18 protein-coding genes are annotated in these 15229 nt (G+C 69.7%); 13 read left to right on the forward strand and 5 right to left on the reverse strand.

What is annotated here, in order from left to right:
* Positions 1 to 125: 125 nt before the first annotated feature.
* The 3 genes from ACQEU1_RS13325 to ACQEU1_RS13335 are packed head-to-tail and all read left to right on the forward strand — an operon-like array spanning position 126 to position 3165.
* Positions 126 to 1118, forward strand: a complete 993-nt coding sequence (locus ACQEU1_RS13325) for an efflux RND transporter periplasmic adaptor subunit (RefSeq protein ID WP_433200112.1) — start codon at positions 126 to 128, stop codon at positions 1116 to 1118.
* Positions 1118 to 1837, forward strand: a complete 720-nt coding sequence (locus ACQEU1_RS13330; protein ID WP_433200115.1) for an ABC transporter ATP-binding protein — start codon at positions 1118 to 1120, stop codon at positions 1835 to 1837. The genes ACQEU1_RS13325 and ACQEU1_RS13330 overlap by 1 nt, the downstream gene beginning before the upstream one ends.
* On the forward strand, positions 1837 to 3165 hold the full coding sequence (locus tag ACQEU1_RS13335) for an ABC transporter permease (RefSeq protein WP_433200118.1): 1329 nt from the start codon (positions 1837 to 1839) through the stop codon (positions 3163 to 3165). Before ACQEU1_RS13330 ends, ACQEU1_RS13335 begins: the two co-directional genes overlap by 1 nt.
* Before the next feature lie 510 nt (positions 3166 to 3675).
* Here ACQEU1_RS13335 and ACQEU1_RS13340 read toward each other — a convergent pair.
* Together ACQEU1_RS13340 and ACQEU1_RS13345 are read right to left on the reverse strand one after the other, a co-directional pair.
* On the reverse strand, positions 3676 to 4461 hold the full coding sequence (locus tag ACQEU1_RS13340; RefSeq protein ID WP_433211479.1) for an aldo/keto reductase: 786 nt from the start codon (positions 4459 to 4461) through the stop codon (positions 3676 to 3678).
* Positions 4462 to 4513: 52 nt separating this feature from the next.
* Positions 4514 to 5278 carry an SDR family NAD(P)-dependent oxidoreductase gene (locus tag ACQEU1_RS13345; RefSeq protein WP_433200121.1) on the reverse strand — a complete coding sequence of 255 codons (765 nt, stop codon included), beginning with the start codon at positions 5276 to 5278 and terminating at the stop codon, positions 4514 to 4516.
* A gap of 83 nt (positions 5279 to 5361) precedes the next feature.
* Between ACQEU1_RS13345 and ACQEU1_RS13350 the strand changes: the two genes are divergently transcribed.
* From ACQEU1_RS13350 to ACQEU1_RS13385, 8 genes are read left to right on the forward strand one after another with little or no spacing between them, the layout of a single operon-like run.
* Entirely contained in the window at positions 5362 to 5799 is a 438-nt protein-coding gene (locus ACQEU1_RS13350) for a MarR family winged helix-turn-helix transcriptional regulator (RefSeq protein ID WP_433200124.1), read from the forward strand.
* Positions 5800 to 5821: 22 nt separating this feature from the next.
* Positions 5822 to 6913 carry an acyl-CoA dehydrogenase family protein gene (locus ACQEU1_RS13355; protein ID WP_433200127.1) on the forward strand — a complete coding sequence of 364 codons (1092 nt, stop codon included), beginning with the start codon at positions 5822 to 5824 and terminating at the stop codon, positions 6911 to 6913.
* On the forward strand, positions 6913 to 7515 hold the full coding sequence (locus ACQEU1_RS13360) for a nitroreductase family protein (protein WP_433200130.1): 603 nt from the start codon (positions 6913 to 6915) through the stop codon (positions 7513 to 7515). Before ACQEU1_RS13355 ends, ACQEU1_RS13360 begins: the two co-directional genes overlap by 1 nt.
* A gap of 9 nt (positions 7516 to 7524) precedes the next feature.
* Entirely contained in the window at positions 7525 to 8322 is a 798-nt protein-coding gene (locus ACQEU1_RS13365; RefSeq protein WP_433200133.1) for a thymidylate synthase, read from the forward strand.
* Positions 8319 to 8774, forward strand: a complete 456-nt coding sequence (locus ACQEU1_RS13370) for a dihydrofolate reductase (RefSeq protein WP_433200136.1) — start codon at positions 8319 to 8321, stop codon at positions 8772 to 8774. The genes ACQEU1_RS13365 and ACQEU1_RS13370 overlap by 4 nt, the downstream gene beginning before the upstream one ends.
* A 37-nt stretch (positions 8775 to 8811) precedes the next feature.
* Positions 8812 to 9240, forward strand: coding sequence for a MarR family winged helix-turn-helix transcriptional regulator (locus ACQEU1_RS13375; protein WP_433200139.1), 429 nt, complete (start codon positions 8812 to 8814; stop codon positions 9238 to 9240).
* On the forward strand, positions 9237 to 10424 hold the full coding sequence (locus ACQEU1_RS13380; RefSeq protein ID WP_433200142.1) for an MFS transporter: 1188 nt from the start codon (positions 9237 to 9239) through the stop codon (positions 10422 to 10424). Before ACQEU1_RS13375 ends, ACQEU1_RS13380 begins: the two co-directional genes overlap by 4 nt.
* On the forward strand, positions 10421 to 10969 hold the full coding sequence (locus ACQEU1_RS13385; RefSeq protein WP_433200145.1) for a cysteine hydrolase family protein: 549 nt from the start codon (positions 10421 to 10423) through the stop codon (positions 10967 to 10969). The genes ACQEU1_RS13380 and ACQEU1_RS13385 overlap by 4 nt, the downstream gene beginning before the upstream one ends.
* Here the strand turns inward: ACQEU1_RS13385 and ACQEU1_RS13390 are convergent.
* Genes ACQEU1_RS13390 through ACQEU1_RS13400 form a run of 3 tightly spaced genes read right to left on the reverse strand, consistent with a single transcriptional unit; the run spans position 10966 to position 12737 of the window.
* Positions 10966 to 11478, reverse strand: coding sequence for a YciI family protein (locus ACQEU1_RS13390; RefSeq protein ID WP_433200148.1), 513 nt, complete (start codon positions 11476 to 11478; stop codon positions 10966 to 10968). The two genes, ACQEU1_RS13385 and ACQEU1_RS13390, sit on opposite strands and share 4 nt — an antisense overlap.
* Positions 11479 to 11838, reverse strand: coding sequence for an MmcQ/YjbR family DNA-binding protein (locus ACQEU1_RS13395; protein ID WP_433200151.1), 360 nt, complete (start codon positions 11836 to 11838; stop codon positions 11479 to 11481).
* A gap of 11 nt (positions 11839 to 11849) precedes the next feature.
* Complete coding sequence (locus ACQEU1_RS13400) at positions 11850 to 12737, reverse strand: proteasome assembly chaperone family protein (RefSeq protein WP_382443345.1); 888 nt, start codon at positions 12735 to 12737, stop codon at positions 11850 to 11852.
* Between the two features lie 258 nt (positions 12738 to 12995).
* Between ACQEU1_RS13400 and ACQEU1_RS13405 the strand changes: the two genes are divergently transcribed.
* On the forward strand, positions 12996 to 13478 hold the full coding sequence (locus ACQEU1_RS13405; protein ID WP_433200154.1) for a DUF4230 domain-containing protein: 483 nt from the start codon (positions 12996 to 12998) through the stop codon (positions 13476 to 13478).
* A gap of 64 nt (positions 13479 to 13542) precedes the next feature.
* Positions 13543 to 15168 (forward strand): serine/threonine-protein kinase, encoded by a 1626-nt coding sequence (locus tag ACQEU1_RS13410; RefSeq protein WP_433200157.1) that lies wholly within the window; start codon positions 13543 to 13545, stop codon positions 15166 to 15168.
* Positions 15169 to 15229: the final 61 nt, after the last annotated feature.

Below are 15229 nucleotides of genomic sequence, written 5' to 3' on the forward strand. Positions count from 1 at the left end.
TGGTCCCGCGCGGAAAACCCATGACCACCAGGTCGATGCGACATCGGCCGAAAGTCCGATGCAACCTCCCGGCGTCATCGGGTGTCCTTATCGGTAGGTTGGCCGAAACGACATGGGGGACATTCGTGCGCAAAATTCTTCTCGCGCCGCTGTGCGCGCTGGTCACGGTGGGCGTGGCCGCGTGCAGTCCGTCAGGTCCGGACCAGGCCAATCCGGAGCTGGCGCCGCGCGGCACGCAGATGACCAAGGTCAAGCCGGCCAAGCAGGACCTGACGACGAAGCTCAGCATCGCGGGCAAGGTCGAGATGAACCCGACGTTCGGGCTCGTCGCGCCGGTCGAGGGCGAGGTCAGGTACTTCGACGTCCCGGCGCCCAACGGCACGCCGACCAGGCCGATCCGGGTCGCGACGGTGTGGAAGGGCCAGACGCCGAACTACGTCGAGGCCCCGCCGGGGTCGACGTTCAGCGGCAGGCTGGTGGACGACAAGGCGACCGTGAAGGCGGGCATGCCGATCGCGTCGGCCAAGCACGTGGGGTACGCGCTCGTCGGCGACATCGACGGGCAGCAGGCGTACAAGATCAACGGGGCGCTGACCGACGTGACGGCGCAGATCAAGAACGGCCCCGGTCCGTTCCCGTGCACGGTGCTCGGCACGATCGCCGCGCTGCCGTCCGGCACGATCCCGGAGAAGCCGCCGGTGACGCCGGACAACAAGGACGGCGAGAAGAAGGACCAGCCGCAGCAACCCCAGCAGCCGCAACAACCTCAGCAGCAGCCGAGCTCCTCGACGGGGCTGCGGATCGTGTGCACGGCGCCGGCGGACGTGCAGATGATCAACGGTGCCAGCGCGTCGATCGAGGTCACCACGGGCAAGTCGGCGCAGGCGCTGGTCGTGCCGGTCGAGGCCGTGGCGGGTCAGCAGGGCAAGGGCAAGGTCGACGTGATCGCGCAGGACGGCTCGCGCCGCACCACGGACGTGACGCTGGGCCTGACCGACGGCAAGGTCATCGAGATCAAGTCGGGCCTGACCGGGGACGAGGAGCTGGCGGTGCCGGGTCCGAACCTGCCGGAGGGCCAGCAGCAGGGCGGCGACCAGAGCAAGCCGACGGGACCGTGATGACGCAGTCCTTCGACCAACCGACCGTGCGGGTGCAGCCGGCCCAGGCGCCGCTGCTGCAGCTCACCGGGATCACGAAAGTCCTGAAGGGCCAAGGGGAACCGCGCACGATCCTGTCCGGTGTGGACTTCACCGTGCACGCGGGGCAGAGCGTCGCGATCCTCGGCCGTTCCGGCTCCGGCAAGTCGACGCTGCTGTCGTTGATCGGCCTGTTCGACAAGGCCGACGAGGGCCAGTACCTCCTGCACGGCAACGACATCACGAAGCTCGCCGAACGCAGGGCCGCGGCGTTGCGCAGCGCGGAGTTCGGGTTCGTGTTCCAGCGCTTCTTCCTGCTCAAGCACCTCACCGCGGCGCAGAACGTGGCGATGGCGCTGGTGAACGGCCAGGGCTGGTCGTCGCGGAGCAAGCGCAAGAAGCAGGTGATGGAGGCGCTGGAGCAGGTCGGCATCGCGCACCTGTCGAAGTCCAAGCCCAGCAGGCTTTCCGGCGGTGAGCAGCAGCGCGTCGCGATCGCCCGCGCGCTCGTGCGGCAGCCGCGCATCATCCTCGCCGACGAGCCCACGGGCGCGCTCGACACCGAGACCGGCAACCTCGTCGTCGAGGTGCTGCTCAACACGACCAGGCAGGGCTGCGGCCTCGTGCTGGTCACGCACGACCACGACCACGCCGCCAAGATGGGCCGCGTGATGGAGCTGCGCGACGGGCGGTTCAACTGATGCTTTCCGGCAAGTTCCGGTCCGCCGTGGTCATCGGCGGACAGGGCATCCGCGCCCGCAAGCTGCGCACGTTCCTGTCGATGGTGTCGCTGTTCCTCGGCGTCCTCGCGGTCGTGGCGGTGCAGGCGGGCTCCGAGATCGCCGAACGCGCGATGCTCACCAACATCGAGCTCCAGGCGGGCAAAGACGGCACGATCATGGGCTACGTCCCCGGCGAGAAGGGCGCGCCGGGCATCGTCGAGTCGACCCTGAAGGGCCGCACCGACGGCGTCGCGATGATCAGCTCGCGGGCCGTCATCGGCGAGCCGGGCGTCCGTCCGGTCAACGAGGGCGGCATGCCGTTCGAGTACGCGGGCCGCGGCGGCGACTACGGCGGCCCGATGGTCTACTGCGACGTCAACGGCACCTGCACCGAGCAGAAGCAGCAGGAGAAGAAGCCGGACGGCCAGGCCATCGAGGTGGGCCTGGTGGCCCTGACCGGCGACATCCGCCCGTTCAAGCCGTTCCGCCCGGTCTCCGGCAGCTGGCTCGAGTTCGGCACGACACCCTCCCTGGCCCCGCGGATCGTGCTGAACGAGGAGGCCGCCAAGGGCCTCAACCAGTACCGCGTGCCGGGCGAGATGATGATCGACGGCGCCACCCACCACATGACGCCGCAGATCCTCGGCGTCGTCACCGACGGCTACAGCCAGCCGCGCGCCTACATGCGCCTCGACGAGCTCCGCACCTGGATGCCGTCCAGCGTCGAACCCAGCGAGACGGACAAGTTCCGCGGCGGCGGCACGAGCCTCGAGCTCTACCTCAAGCCCGGCACCGAGGACCTCCAGCAGCTGCTGAAGTCGAAGATCGTGGCCGCGGGTGTGCCGCAGGAGCAGCTGCACTTCCAGGTCGTGAAGTCGAAGGAGAACATGGAGTCCGAGCTGAGGATCATGCGCCTGATCTTCCTCGGCATGGCCTTCATGGTGCTGCTGATCGGCGTCGCCGGCATCCTCAACGTAGGCCTCGCCACGGTCGGCGAACGCGTCGAGGAGTTCGCACTGCGCCGCGCCGTCGGCATGTCCCGGATGCTGCTGGCGGGCATCGTGCTCGCCGAGACGTTGCTGACCGGCCTGCTGACCGCCGGGCTGGCGATCGGCACGGGCGTGGCCGGGCTGCACGTGGCGCTGCTGATGTTCGGCAGCCGCTTCCCGTCGCTGGAGGGGACGACCTTTCCCTGGGAGGCGGGCGTTGCCGGGGTGATCGCGGGCCTGGTCGCGGGCGTGCTGGGTGGGTTGATCCCGGCGATCCGGGCGGCGCGGATCCCGATCGCCACAGTCATGCGGGCGTGAGCGCGGTGGCCGTCGAACCGGGGGTTCGACGGCCGCGGTGCTTTCGGCTCGTTGCCGGCGAAGCCCCGGACCGCGGAGATGCGGGCCGGGGCTTCGTGTTTCTCAGGCCTGTTCGAGGCAATGGATGATCCTGGCCCAGAGTCTGTCGAAGAACGGCCTCGCTGTAGCGATCATGCTTCCAGGAGAGCCGCTCCCCCTACCGGCCGGACTGAACACCAGTTGCCCGTCGTGAGGTCTGGTGCCTTTCACGATGTCGAGGCGCTGCTTCCCTGAACTGGTCAGCGAGGTGGTCGAACACTGACTGGAGCTCCGCGTACACGCTGAAGCCTCGCGGAACGACCTTCGGCATCGGTTCAGGCGTGTGATCATCGGATTTCAGATGCGCGACGTGCGGGTGAAGCAGTTCCACAGGCACCTCGATGTCGTAGTCCTGCTCGTTGGACATCGCACCGTCGTACGAGTCCGCCGGCCCGCGTCACGACGTGTGACACGAGCCGGCGGACTACCGGGCTAGTTGAGCTCGTCCGGGTTCGGGCCGATGCGGCCGCCCCTGTCCAGCGCCGCGATCGCCTCCACCTCGGCGTCCGGCAGCTCGAAGTCGAACACGTCGATGTTCTCCTGGATCCGCGACGGCGTCACGGACTTCGGGATCACGACGTTGCCGACCTGCAGGTGCCAGCGCAGCACGACCTGCGCGGCCGACTTGCCGTGTGCCAGCGCGATCTTCTGCACGACCGGGTCGGTCAGCAGGTCGCCGCCCTGGCCGAGCGGGGACCAGGCCTCGGTCTGGATGCCGTGCTGCGCGTTGAACGCGCGCACCTCGGCCTGCTGGAAGTACGGGTGCAGCTCGACCTGGTTGACGGCCGGGGCGACGCCGGTCTCGTCGATCAGCTTCTGCAGGTGCGCGGGCTGGAAGTTGGAGACGCCGATCGCGCGGACTCGGCCCTCCTTCTGGAGTTCGACGAACGCCTTCCAGGTGTCGACGTACAGGCCGCGGGCCGGGGTCGGCCAGTGGATCAGGTACAGGTCGAGGACGTCGAGGCCCAGCTTGGACATCGACGCGTCGAACGCGCGCAGGGTGCTGTCGTAGCCGTGGTCGTCGTTCCACAGCTTGGTGGTGACGAAGACGTCGTCACGGTCCACACCGGACTGCGCGATGGCCGCGCCGGTGCCCGCCTCGTTGCCGTAGGCGGCGGCCGTGTCGATGCTGCGGTAGCCGGCCTTCAGCGCCTCCGCGACGGCCGGGGTGGCCTCCGCGTCGGGCACCTGCCAGACGCCGAAGCCGAGCTGGGGCATGGTGACGCCGTTGTTGAGCTTCACGGTGTTCAAAGCGAAATCCTTACGGTTGTCACGGAATCAGCGTCGGTGCGGTGCCGCCGTCGACGCGCAACGCGGCTCCGGTCGTCGCGGACGACAGGTCCGACGCGACGTAGGTGATGAGGTTCGCGACCTCGTGGGGGCGGATCAGGCGGCCCAGCAGCAACGTGGGGCGTTCGGTGCGGACGAACTCCGCCTCGCCGCCGTCGCCGACGCGGTCGCGGATGAACTCCTCGACGCCCGGCGTCAGGGTCGGGCCGGGCAGCACCGAGTTCACGGTGACGCCGGTGCCCTTGACCTCCTGGGCCATGCCGCGCGAGATCGCGATCTGCGCGGTCTTCGTCATGCCGTAGTGGACCATCTCGGTGGGCGTGAAGACGCCGGACTCGCTGCTGACGAAGATCACCCGGCCCCAGCCGCGCTCGACCATGCGGGGCGTGTAGTGCCTGGCCAGGCGGACGCCGGACATGATGTTGGTGTCGAAGTAGCGCTGCCACTCGGCGTCGTCGATCTCGAAGACCGGCTGCGCGCCGTAGATGCCCAGGTTGTTGACGAGCACGTCGACGTCCGGCACCTGCTCGACCAGCGCCGCGGCACCGGCGGCGGTCGCGAGGTCCGTCGCGACACCGCGCACGTCACCGTGTCCGCTGAGCTTGCCGACGGCCTCGGCCACGGTCTCCTCGCTGCGGCCCGTGACGACGACCGCGGCACCCGCCTTGAGCAGGCCTTCCGCCGCCGCGAAACCGATGCCGGCGGTGGAGCCCGTCACAAGTGCCGTGCGTCCCGACAGATCCATGTCTCTCCCCGGTAGACTTGTTGAAGACGATTACGAGCGTACGCAATAGTTGCACACGCTGTCTATTCGAGAAGGGTTGACCTATGTCACTGGACGACGACGCCGTCCAGGCGCGTGCACAGGGCTGGCGCACACTCGCGGCGCTGCACGCCCGCATCGAGGACCGCCTCGAACGCGCGCTGCAGAAGGCCCACGAGCTCTCCGTCAGCGAGTACACCGTTCTGGACGTCCTCAACCGCCAGGACGGCTTCCACCTTCGGATGAACCAGCTGTCGAACGCCGTCGTGCTCAGCCAGTCAGCCACAACGCGGCTGGTCACGCGACTCGAGGACCGCGGTCTGCTCTCGCGCTACCTCTGCCCCACCGACCGGCGCGGCATCTACACGGAGGTCACCGAGAAGGGCCACGCGCTGCTCGCCGACGCCCGCCCGACGCACGACGAGGTGCTGACCGAGTCGCTGGCGGAGGCGGGCGACGTGCCCGAGCTGAAGCCACTCGTTGAGGCGCTCGCCAAGCTGTAGCACCAGCGGCAAGATCGCGCGCATGGATCTCCACGCCCTGATCCGCGCCGAGGCGGCCACGGCCGAGCAGCAGCGCGCCCTCACCGACCCGGTGCTGACCGCGCTCGTCGACCACGGCGTGCACCGCCTGATCGCCCCGAAGCGCTACGCCGGCGCCGAGACAGGCCTGCCCGAGTGGAGCCGGATCGTCCAGGAGCTGTCGCGTTCGGACGCCTCCACGGGCTGGACCGCGATGACGACCACCATCTCGTCGTCGCTCGCCTGGTACCTGCCGGCCGACGCCGCCGACGAGGTGTTCGGCGACCCGCGCTCGTTGATCGCGGGCACCGCCGCGCCGCTCGGCAAGGCGATCGAGGCAGACGGCGGTTACCGCGTCACGGGCCGATGGGGTTGGGGCAGCGCCGTCGCGTATTCGGAGTGGGTCATCGGTGGCACGCTCACGCCCGTTGGCCCGCGTCTGGCCGTGTACCCGCGTACAGACGTCACGATCCACGACACCTGGCACGCCGCCGGCCTGCGCGCAACGAGCTCGCACGAGTTCTCCGTCGAGAACGCTCTCCTGCCACCGAACCGCGCTGTGTGGCCGATCGGCATCACCCCGGGCATCGAGGGCCCGGTCACCGTCTTCCCGTACTTCAGCTTCCTCGCCGTGGGCGTCGCCTCGGTGTGCCTGGGCGTGGCCCGCCGCGCGATCGACGAGATCGAGGCGCTGGCCGTCGCGAAGGTCCCGCAGTACGCGACCTCCCGCCTCGCCGAGCAGACCGGCGTGCAGATCGAGCTCGCGACGATGGAGGCCAGGCTGTCGGCCGCGACGGCGTTCCTGCACGAGACGCTGAGCGCCGCCTGGGACTCCGCTCTGCAGGGCTCCCCCGCACCCGATCAGGTGAAGGCACGGCTGCGGCTGGCCTGCTCGTTCGTCACGGGCGAGGCGGTCGACGTGACGCAACGGGCGTTCGCGGCGGGCGGCGGCAGCTCGGTGTTCGAGTCGTCGGCGTTGCAACGGTGCCTGCGCGACGTGAACGTGGCCGCACAACACACGGTGGTGTCACGGCGGATGCTGGAGACCTACTCGATGCTCAAGCTCGGCCTCAGCCCCGACATGACGAGGTTCTGATGGACGCCCTCGAAGCGATCATGACCACGCGGGCGATCCGCCGGTTCACCGCCGAGCCCGTGTCCGACGACGACGTCTGGACGTGCCTGCGCGCCGCCCAGCAGGCGCCGTCGGGCGGCAACGTCCAGCCCACCCGCTACCTCGTCGTCACCGACCCGGACGTGCGCACGGCGGTCGGCAGGCTCTACCGCAGCGCGTTCACCAGGTACACCGAGATCGCACCGGAACGCACCGACGCCGCGGGCCTGCGGATCAACGCGTCGGCGAACCACCTCGCGGACACCCTCGCGTCCGTGCCGGTCATCGTGTTCTTCCTCATGCCGCGCCTGCCGTCGCTGGTGGAGGGCGTCGACATCGGGCCGGTGCACGCGTCGGTCTACCCGGCCGTCCAGAACTTCTGCCTGGCCGCCCGCGCGCTGGGCCTCGGCACGACGCTGACCACGGTGATCAGGGTCCACCACGCCGAGACGCTGGACCTGCTCGGCGTGCCGGACAGGTGGGAGATCGCCGCGATGGTGCCGCTCGGGCACCCCGCCGAGAAGTTCTCCATAGCCAAACGACGCGAGGTGTCGAAGCTGACGTCCTTCAACCGCTGGAGCTAGGGTGCGGGCATGCCCGACACGCAGTACGAAGACCTGCTCCGCCACGTCCTGAAGGAGGGCGTGCGCAAGGAGGACCGCACCGGCACCGGCACGCGGTCGATCTTCGGCCACCAGCTGCGCTACCCCTTGGCCGCCGGCTTCCCGCTGATCACGACCAAGAAGGTGCACTTCAAGTCGATCGCGTACGAACTGCTGTGGTTCCTGCGCGGCGACTCGAACGTGAAGTGGTTGCAGGAGCACGGTGTGTCCATCTGGGACGAGTGGGCGTCGCCGGAGGGTGAGCTCGGCCCGGTCTACGGCGTGCAGTGGCGTTCGTGGCCCACGCCCGATGGCGGGCACGTCGACCAGATCGCCGAAGTGCTGAAGACGTTGAAGACGAACCCGGACTCGCGCCGGATCATCGTCTCCGCCTGGAACGTCGGCGAGATCGCGAACATGGCGTTGCCGCCGTGCCACGCGTTCTTCCAGTTCTACGTCGCCGACGGCAAGCTGTCCTGCCAGCTCTACCAGCGCAGCGCGGACCTGTTCCTCGGCGTGCCCTTCAACATCGCCTCCTACGCGCTGCTGACGCACATGATCGCCGCGCAGACCGGCCTCGGCGTCGGCGACTTCGTCTGGACCGGCGGCGACTGCCACATCTACGACAACCACCTGGACCAGGTCGAGCTGCAGCTCAGCCGCGACGCGCGGGAGTTCCCGACGCTCCAGGTGGCTGACGCGCCCTCGCTCTTCGACTACGCCTACGAGGACTTCACGATCGAGGGCTACGACCCGCACCCCGGCATCAAGGCGCCGGTGGCGGTGTGATCGGGCTGATCTGGGCGCAGGCCGCGAACGGGGTGATCGGCCGCGACAACGCCATCCCGTGGCACATCCCCGAGGACATGAAGCACTTCCGGGAGACCACGGCCGGTGCGGCCGTCCTGATGGGACGGCTGACCTGGGAGTCGCTGCCGCCGCGGTTCCGCCCGTTGCCCGGCCGCCGCAACCTGGTGCTGTCGCGGACTCCCCAGGAAGGCGCGGAGACGTTCGACAGCTTGGAGAAGGCGCTCGCGGACGTCACCGGTGACGTGTGGGTGATCGGCGGGTCGGCGGTCTACGCGGCGGCGTTGCCGTTCGCCGACCGGGTCGAGGTGACCGAGATCCGCGAGACCGTCGAGGGCGACACCTACGCACCCGCCGTGGACCGCGAACCGGTGAGCGTCGGCGAGTGGCTGGAGTCGAGCAGCGGGCTGCACTACCGGTTCGTGAGCTACTGAATCGACAGCCCAGACTGTTCAGTCTAGGCTGTCTATCGTGACCGAACCCGCCGCCCTCAACCAACGACTGCGCGTGCTCGTCGGACGGTTGCGGCGCCGCCTGCAGGACGAGTCGTCGGTGCAGGACCTGAGCGCACCGCAGGCGTCGGCGCTGGCCAGGCTGTTGCTGCTGGACGAGCCGTCGACCGCCAGTCAGCTCGCCGGTGCCGAACGCGTGAAGCCGCAGTCCATGGCCAAGACGCTGGTCGCGCTGCACGAGCAGGGCCTCATCCGGCGCGCCGCCGACCCGTCCGACGGCCGCCGTCAGCTCATCACCCTCACCGACGACGGCCGCGCCGCCGCCCAGGGCGCCCGCGCCACCCGGATCGAGTGGCTCACCGACGCGTTGTCGCAGCGGCTGAGCGAGCCCGAGCGGCAGGTGATCGCCGAGGCGCTGACGCTGCTGGAACGCGTGGTGGAGGAATGACCGCGGCGACCGGCTTCGACCGGCGGCTGATCACGCCGCTGGTCGCGGGCGCCGTGCTGAACCCGATCAACACCACGATCCTGTCCGTCGCGCTGGTGCCGATCGGCGCGTCGTTCGGCGAGCCGCCGTCCGCGACCGCGTGGCTGATCACGTCGTTGTACGTCGCCACCGCCATCGGCCAGCCCGTGGCGGGGCGCCTGATCGACACCTACGGCCCGCGCAGGCTGTTCCTGCCCGCCACCGCGCTGGTGGGCATCGCCGGCGTGCTGGGAGCACTGGCGCCGAACCTGACCGTGCTCGTCGTCGCGCGTGTGTTGCTGGGCATCGGCACGTGTGCCGGTTATCCGGCCGCGATGCGCCTGCTGCGCGACGAGGCCGACCGCACCGGCGAGGACAGCCCCGGCGGCATCCTGACGATCCTCGCGATCTCCACCCAGACCGTGTCCGTGATCGGCCCGCCGCTCGGCGGCCTGCTGGTCGACTTCGGCGGCTGGCGCAGCACCCTGGCGATCAACGTCCCGCTCGCCCTGGCCGCGTTCGCACTGGGGTGGCGGTACTTCCCGCGTTCCCGGCCCGCGCCGTCCGAGCGGAAACCGCTGCTGGACCTCAGCGGCCTGAACCGGCCGTTGCTCGTCACCTACGGTCGCGCGCTGCTCGCGTACCTCGTGTCGTACAGCTTCGTCTACGGCTTCACGCAGTGGCTGGAGGCGGGCCGGGGCCTCACCGCGGGCCAGGCGGGGCTGGTGATGCTGCCGATGTTCGGCGTGGGCATCCTCGTCTCGGCGCTCACCGGCCGCAGCGAAGCCGTGCGCGGCAAGCTGGTCGTGTCGTCGTTCGCGCAGATCGCCGCCTGCGCCCTGCTGTTCGCACTGGGTCCGTCCAGTCCACTGTGGATACTTCTGCTGGTCGTGGTGGTCACCGGCGTGCCGCAGGGCCTCAACAGCCTCGCGCTGCAGAACTCCGTGTACCGCCAGGCGGATCCCGCCGACGTGGGCGCGGCCGCCGGTCTGCTGCGCACGTTCGGCTACCTCGGCGCCATCGTCTCGTCCACCGTGCAGGGCCTCGTGTTCGGCGAACGCGCCGACACCGGCGGCCTGCACGAGCTCGCGGCGCTCCTCGTCGTCGCGGGCGTGCTCTACCTGCTGATCAACGTGTTCGACCGTTCCCTGAAAGGAACCCGATGACCACCGCACTGCTCGTCATGGACTTCCAGAACGGCCTCGTCGGCCGCATCCCGGGCGCGGAAGCGTTGCTGGGCAACGTCTCCGCCGCCATCGAGAAGGTCCGCGCGGACGGCGGCCACGTCGGCTGGGTGCGCGTGGGGTTCACCGACGACGAGTTCGACGCCATCCCGTCCACGAGCGTGATGGCCCGCATGGCCGGCTCCGTCGTCCGTGCCTCGATGCACGCCGACGCCGAGGCCACCCAGTTCCACGAGAAGCTCACCCAGCAACCGGACGACATCGTGGTGCGCAAGACGCGCATCGGCTCGTTCACCACCACCGACCTCGACAAGCAGCTCACGAACCGTGGCGTCACCTCGCTGGTGCTCGCGGGCATCAGCACGAGCGGCGTCGTCCTCAGCACGGCACGGGAGGCGATGGACCGCGACTACGCCATCACCGTGCTGTCCGACGCCTGCGCCGACCCGGACCCGGCCACGCACGAGTTCCTCGTCGGCACCCTCTACCCGCGCTACGGCAAGGTGATCACCACCGCGGAGCTCTAGCGCCGCCCGCCGGGCTCCCACTCGTGCACCTCGACGGCGTCGTACCGGTCCACGCTCAGCACCGACGCCGGATCGGCCGACCGCACCAGCGCCGCCGTCCCGAGCCACTCCACGCCGTCGTCCGACAGCAAGGGCCCGTACGCGACCAGGCCCTCGGACCGGGCGGGCTCGAGGTCGACGGCCTCGCCGGACCCGAACCCGATCACCAGGTGCCCGGCGCCACCGGGCGAGTCCCACATCGTGCGCCCGAGGACGTTGCGCCACCGCCGCACCAGCACGTCGCGAAAGCCACCGGCCTGGTAGACGGGCTCCTCGAACGCGAACGCCCGCGCGGCGGCCGCGTCCGGCACCTCGACGACGTGCACGCTGCCGGTGAGCTCACCGTCGGTGAACGTGGGCCCGCGCGCGATGAGCTCGAACCCGTCCATGTACGACCAGTGCGCCTCGACCAGCTTCTCGCGCAACGGCATCGAACCAGGTCGATCCCGGTGACAGCAGAAGAACAACACCTAACGCCTCCGCGCCCGTGCGTGCCAAGCTTCCACGATCAACTCTTCCAGCTCCCCGACCTCGATGTGCTCCAAACGCACCAAGATCGCCGGATAGCCCTGGAAGTGCGGCGTCGTGAAGTACACGGAGTGGTCGGAGGCCAGCAGCGCCTCCTTGGCCCCCAGATCCGGGACCCGAGCCGCCAGAATCGGGCCGGAGGGCGCCGAAGTACCCAAAGCAGTCAAGTCGGTCTTGCGCAACGGCCGTTCCCAGACGAAGAGCTTCTCCTTGACCCGCCAGTCGACGACGCCCTCGCGCACCCGTTCGGTGACGTCGGGCATGGAGGTGGCGATCCTGCGCACGTCGTCCCAGGTGGCCATGGCGGAAGCTCCTACAGGTGGTCCGGCGGACGCTGCTGCTCGGCGAGGAACCGTTCGAACTCGGCCCCCAGTTCGTCCGCGCTGGGGAGGTCGGTGTTGCCCACAGTCTGGATGAACGCGTCGTACTGCCGCTCGAGCGCTTCCACGACCTGTGCGACCTCCTCCGACTCCGCCACCTGCCGGTGGATCTCGGCGTCGGCCGCCTGCGCCGCGTCGATCAGCGAGCCGATCGGCAGGGCGAGGCCGGACGCCCGCGCCACGGCGTCGAGCAGCGTCACGGCGGCGGTCGGGTACTGCGACTGCGCGAGGTAGTGCGGCACCTGCGCGGCGAAGCCCATCGCGTCGTGGCCCGCCTGGCCCAGGCGGAACTCCAGCAGGCCGGACACGTTGCCGGGGACCTGGACGCGGTTGAAGAACGGCTGGTACTCCGACACGAGCTCGGGGCGCGTGGCATGGCCGATGACGTTCAACGGCCGTGTGTGCGGCACGCCCATCGGGATGCCGTGGTAACCCACGGTCAGACGCACGCCCCAGCGGTCGATCAGCGACTTCACGGCCTCGACGAACGCCTCCCAGCTGCGGTCCGGCTCGGGGCCGGTGAGCAGCAGGAACGGGTGCCCGGCGCTGTCCCAGAGCAGGTGCACGACCAGTTCGGGGGCGGCGTAGTCCTCCCAGTGGTCGGTCGCGTAGGTCATCAGCGGGCGGCGCGAGCGGTAGTCGATCAGGCCGTCCACGTCGAACCGGGCGACGACACGGCTCTCCAGCGTCTCCAGCAGGTGCTCGGTCAGCAGGCGGCCCGCGGCGCCGGCGTCCATGAAGCCCTCGAAGTGGTGCAGCAGCACCGCACCCGTCAGGTCCGGCACCTCCGAGTCCACCTCGTACAGGTTCTCCGGGTCCACCGCACGCCTCCTGGATCAATCGCTTTCGTCTCGTCCAAGCCAACCACGTGGAGACGGAACTGATTCCGCTCGGGTCGATTAGCCCATACGGACCGTGTGTGCGCATTACCTCACGGGTACACCAAGGCGGTGTACAGGCGCTGGGTGACGCGTGGAGCTCTGGTCGCAGCCGTGGTGATTCTCCTCGGCGCGGCGGTCTTCGCCTTCGGTCCAATGACTCCTTTCGGCAACGAATCCGTAGACCGCAGCCAACCGGCGATGCTCAAGTCCGTCCGGGACCTGAGCCAGTACCACGCGGCGGCGGGCGAGTTCCAGATCGTGCTCGACATCGAGGACGACGTGAAGTGGGTGCCGGCAGCGCTCGCGGGCCAGCGCACGCTGTTCGTCGCGGCCGGGTCGGTCAACGCGTACGTCGACTTCGGCACGCTCGCCGACGACGGGCTGGTCGTCTCTCCCGACGGCAAGACCGTGGAACTGCGGCTGCCGAAGGCGCAACTGGACAAACCGAACCTGCACAACGACCGTTCGTACGTCTACAGCCAGGAACGCGGCCTCATCGACGACTTCCAGGCGTTGGCGGGACCTCCTGACCTGCAACGGTTCTACGTCGCGGCCGAGCAGAAGCTCGCGGAGGCGGCGGACAAGTCCGAGCTGCGCAAGCGCGCCGAGGACAACACGCGCGTGATGCTCACCGGAATGCTGCAGGCGCTGGGGTTCCAGGTGAAGGTCCGCACGGACTGAACCTTCGAGCCGATCCTGCCGAACGTCGGGCGGTGACCTCATCGCTCCGGGTTAGGATCCGCTGGTGGAAGACGATCTGATGGCCTGGGCCCCCGCTCCGGGCGCCGCGACGGCGCCCGGGATCGCGTTGCCCGGCTACAGCGCCTTCCGCGTGATCGCACAGGGCGGCGAGGGCACGATCTACCGGGCGCGGCAGGACGGCCTCGGCCGCGACGTCGCGGTCAAGGTCCTCCAGGTGACGGACCCGGCCACGGTCGCGCGGTTCCGCCGCGAGCTCGCCATCACCGTAGAACTCGGCCGCCAGCACCCGCACATCGTCACGGTGCTCGACACCGGCACGCTGCCGGACGGCCGCCCGTGCATCGTCATGGAGTTCTACGAGCGCGGGTCGCTGCACGACCGGTTGCGCGCCATGGGGCCGTTGCCGGTCGCCGACGTGGTGGCGGCGGGCATCGCGGTGGCGGACGCGCTGGCGTTCGCGCACGGCCAGGGCATCCTGCACCGGGACGTGAAGCCGCAGAACGTCCTGGTCCTGCCGACTTCCTACGTGCTGGCCGATTTCGGCATCGCGCGCGGCGCGGACGCGGGGCATTCCGCGTCGTTGCAGATGGTCAGCTACCGGCACGCGGCACCGCAGATGATCGAGGGCGCCACGCCGTCGTTCGCGGACGACCTGTGGTCGCTCGGCTCGACGCTGTTCACGTTGCTGGAGGGCAAGCCGCCGTTCGCCTCGGACAACCCGGACGAGGACACGCTGCTCTCCTACGTGGGGCGTGTGAGCGGCGGCGAACCCCGTGCGCTGACCCGGTTCGACGTGCCGGCGTGGCTGGGCGCCGTGATCAACCGCTGCCTGCGCAAGGACCGCGCCGAACGGTACTCCTCGGCGCTGGAGCTGCGGGACGCGTTGCTGGCGGCGAACTCCGGCACCGCGCTGTCCTCTGTGGACCCCGACGCGACGGCGATGCTGGGCGAGCGCTCGGACTTCTACCCCGAGGGCCCGACGGAGGCGCCCGGTTTCGGCCCGCGCGGCTTCCGGCCGGAACCGGAACGCGAACCGGAACCCGTCGTGGAGCCCGACGACTCGTGGCGCGGCCGGCTGGAGGACCTGACCTACCGGCAGACCGATCTCGTGCCGCCGCCTCCGCCGCAGCCGCGCCAGGTGCCGCAGCTGCCCCAGGTGCTGCTGCCGGACCTGCCACCGCCTCCCGCGGACCTGCCTGTCGAACCGATGACAGGCCCTGTCCGCAAGAGCAAGCGCGGTGCGGTGCTCGCGTTGCTGGCCGTGGTGGCGGTGACGGGCGGGCTCGCCGCGGGGATCTTCCTCAACCGCGGCGACGACCGGCAGGCGCAAGTCCCCGTGACCACGACTGTGCCGGTGCCGACGTCGGACTCCGCCGACCTGGGGCCGGCACCGAACACCGATCCGCGGTTCGTGCCGGTGCTCAAGCGCGCGGAATACCAGGGCAGGGCGATCGAACTGGAGTGGAGCGATCCCAGCGACGGCCAGGCCGAGTTCGTGGTGATCGACGTGACGGGCGAGCAGGGGAACGCTCTCGCGCGCGTGACCGGTGGTGGCACGAAGTTCGTCGTCGAGGACGGCGGCGGTGACCGGCGGTGTTTCCAGATCGCGGCGTTCGGCTACAGCGGGGAGCGCGGCAGCTCGGCAAAGGTCTGCGCCAACAAGAACTGAACGTTGTGGCCCCGATGTTGTTGCGGGTGCACGAACTGGCGTACGGTCCCCCGGTGCAAAG

The organism is Lentzea sp. CA-135723 (assembly GCF_050936595.1).
In the GTDB taxonomy this organism is placed as follows: domain Bacteria; phylum Actinomycetota; class Actinomycetes; order Mycobacteriales; family Pseudonocardiaceae; genus Lentzea.

What these genes read in the sequence shown, in the direction of transcription:
- ACQEU1_RS13330 (WP_433200115.1), top strand. Translation starts at nt 1,118, where the DNA reads ATGACGCAGTCCTTCGACCAACCGACCGTGCGGGTGCAGCCGGCCCAG.
- ACQEU1_RS13335 (WP_433200118.1), top strand. Translation starts at nt 1,837, where the DNA reads ATGCTTTCCGGCAAGTTCCGGTCCGCCGTGGTCATCGGCGGACAGGGC.
- ACQEU1_RS13340 (WP_433211479.1), bottom strand. Translation starts at nt 4,461, where the DNA reads ATGCCCCAGCTCGGCTTCGGCGTCTGGCAGGTGCCCGACGCGGAGGCC.
- ACQEU1_RS13345 (WP_433200121.1), bottom strand. Translation starts at nt 5,278, where the DNA reads ATGGATCTGTCGGGACGCACGGCACTTGTGACGGGCTCCACCGCCGGC.
- ACQEU1_RS13350 (WP_433200124.1), top strand. Translation starts at nt 5,362, where the DNA reads ATGTCACTGGACGACGACGCCGTCCAGGCGCGTGCACAGGGCTGGCGC.
- ACQEU1_RS13355 (WP_433200127.1), top strand. Translation starts at nt 5,822, where the DNA reads ATGGATCTCCACGCCCTGATCCGCGCCGAGGCGGCCACGGCCGAGCAG.
- ACQEU1_RS13360 (WP_433200130.1), top strand. Translation starts at nt 6,913, where the DNA reads ATGGACGCCCTCGAAGCGATCATGACCACGCGGGCGATCCGCCGGTTC.
- ACQEU1_RS13365 (WP_433200133.1), top strand. Translation starts at nt 7,525, where the DNA reads ATGCCCGACACGCAGTACGAAGACCTGCTCCGCCACGTCCTGAAGGAG.
- ACQEU1_RS13380 (WP_433200142.1), top strand. Translation starts at nt 9,237, where the DNA reads ATGACCGCGGCGACCGGCTTCGACCGGCGGCTGATCACGCCGCTGGTC.
- ACQEU1_RS13385 (WP_433200145.1), top strand. Translation starts at nt 10,421, where the DNA reads ATGACCACCGCACTGCTCGTCATGGACTTCCAGAACGGCCTCGTCGGC.
- ACQEU1_RS13395 (WP_433200151.1), bottom strand. Translation starts at nt 11,838, where the DNA reads ATGGCCACCTGGGACGACGTGCGCAGGATCGCCACCTCCATGCCCGAC.
- ACQEU1_RS13405 (WP_433200154.1), top strand. Translation starts at nt 12,996, where the DNA reads ATGCTCAAGTCCGTCCGGGACCTGAGCCAGTACCACGCGGCGGCGGGC.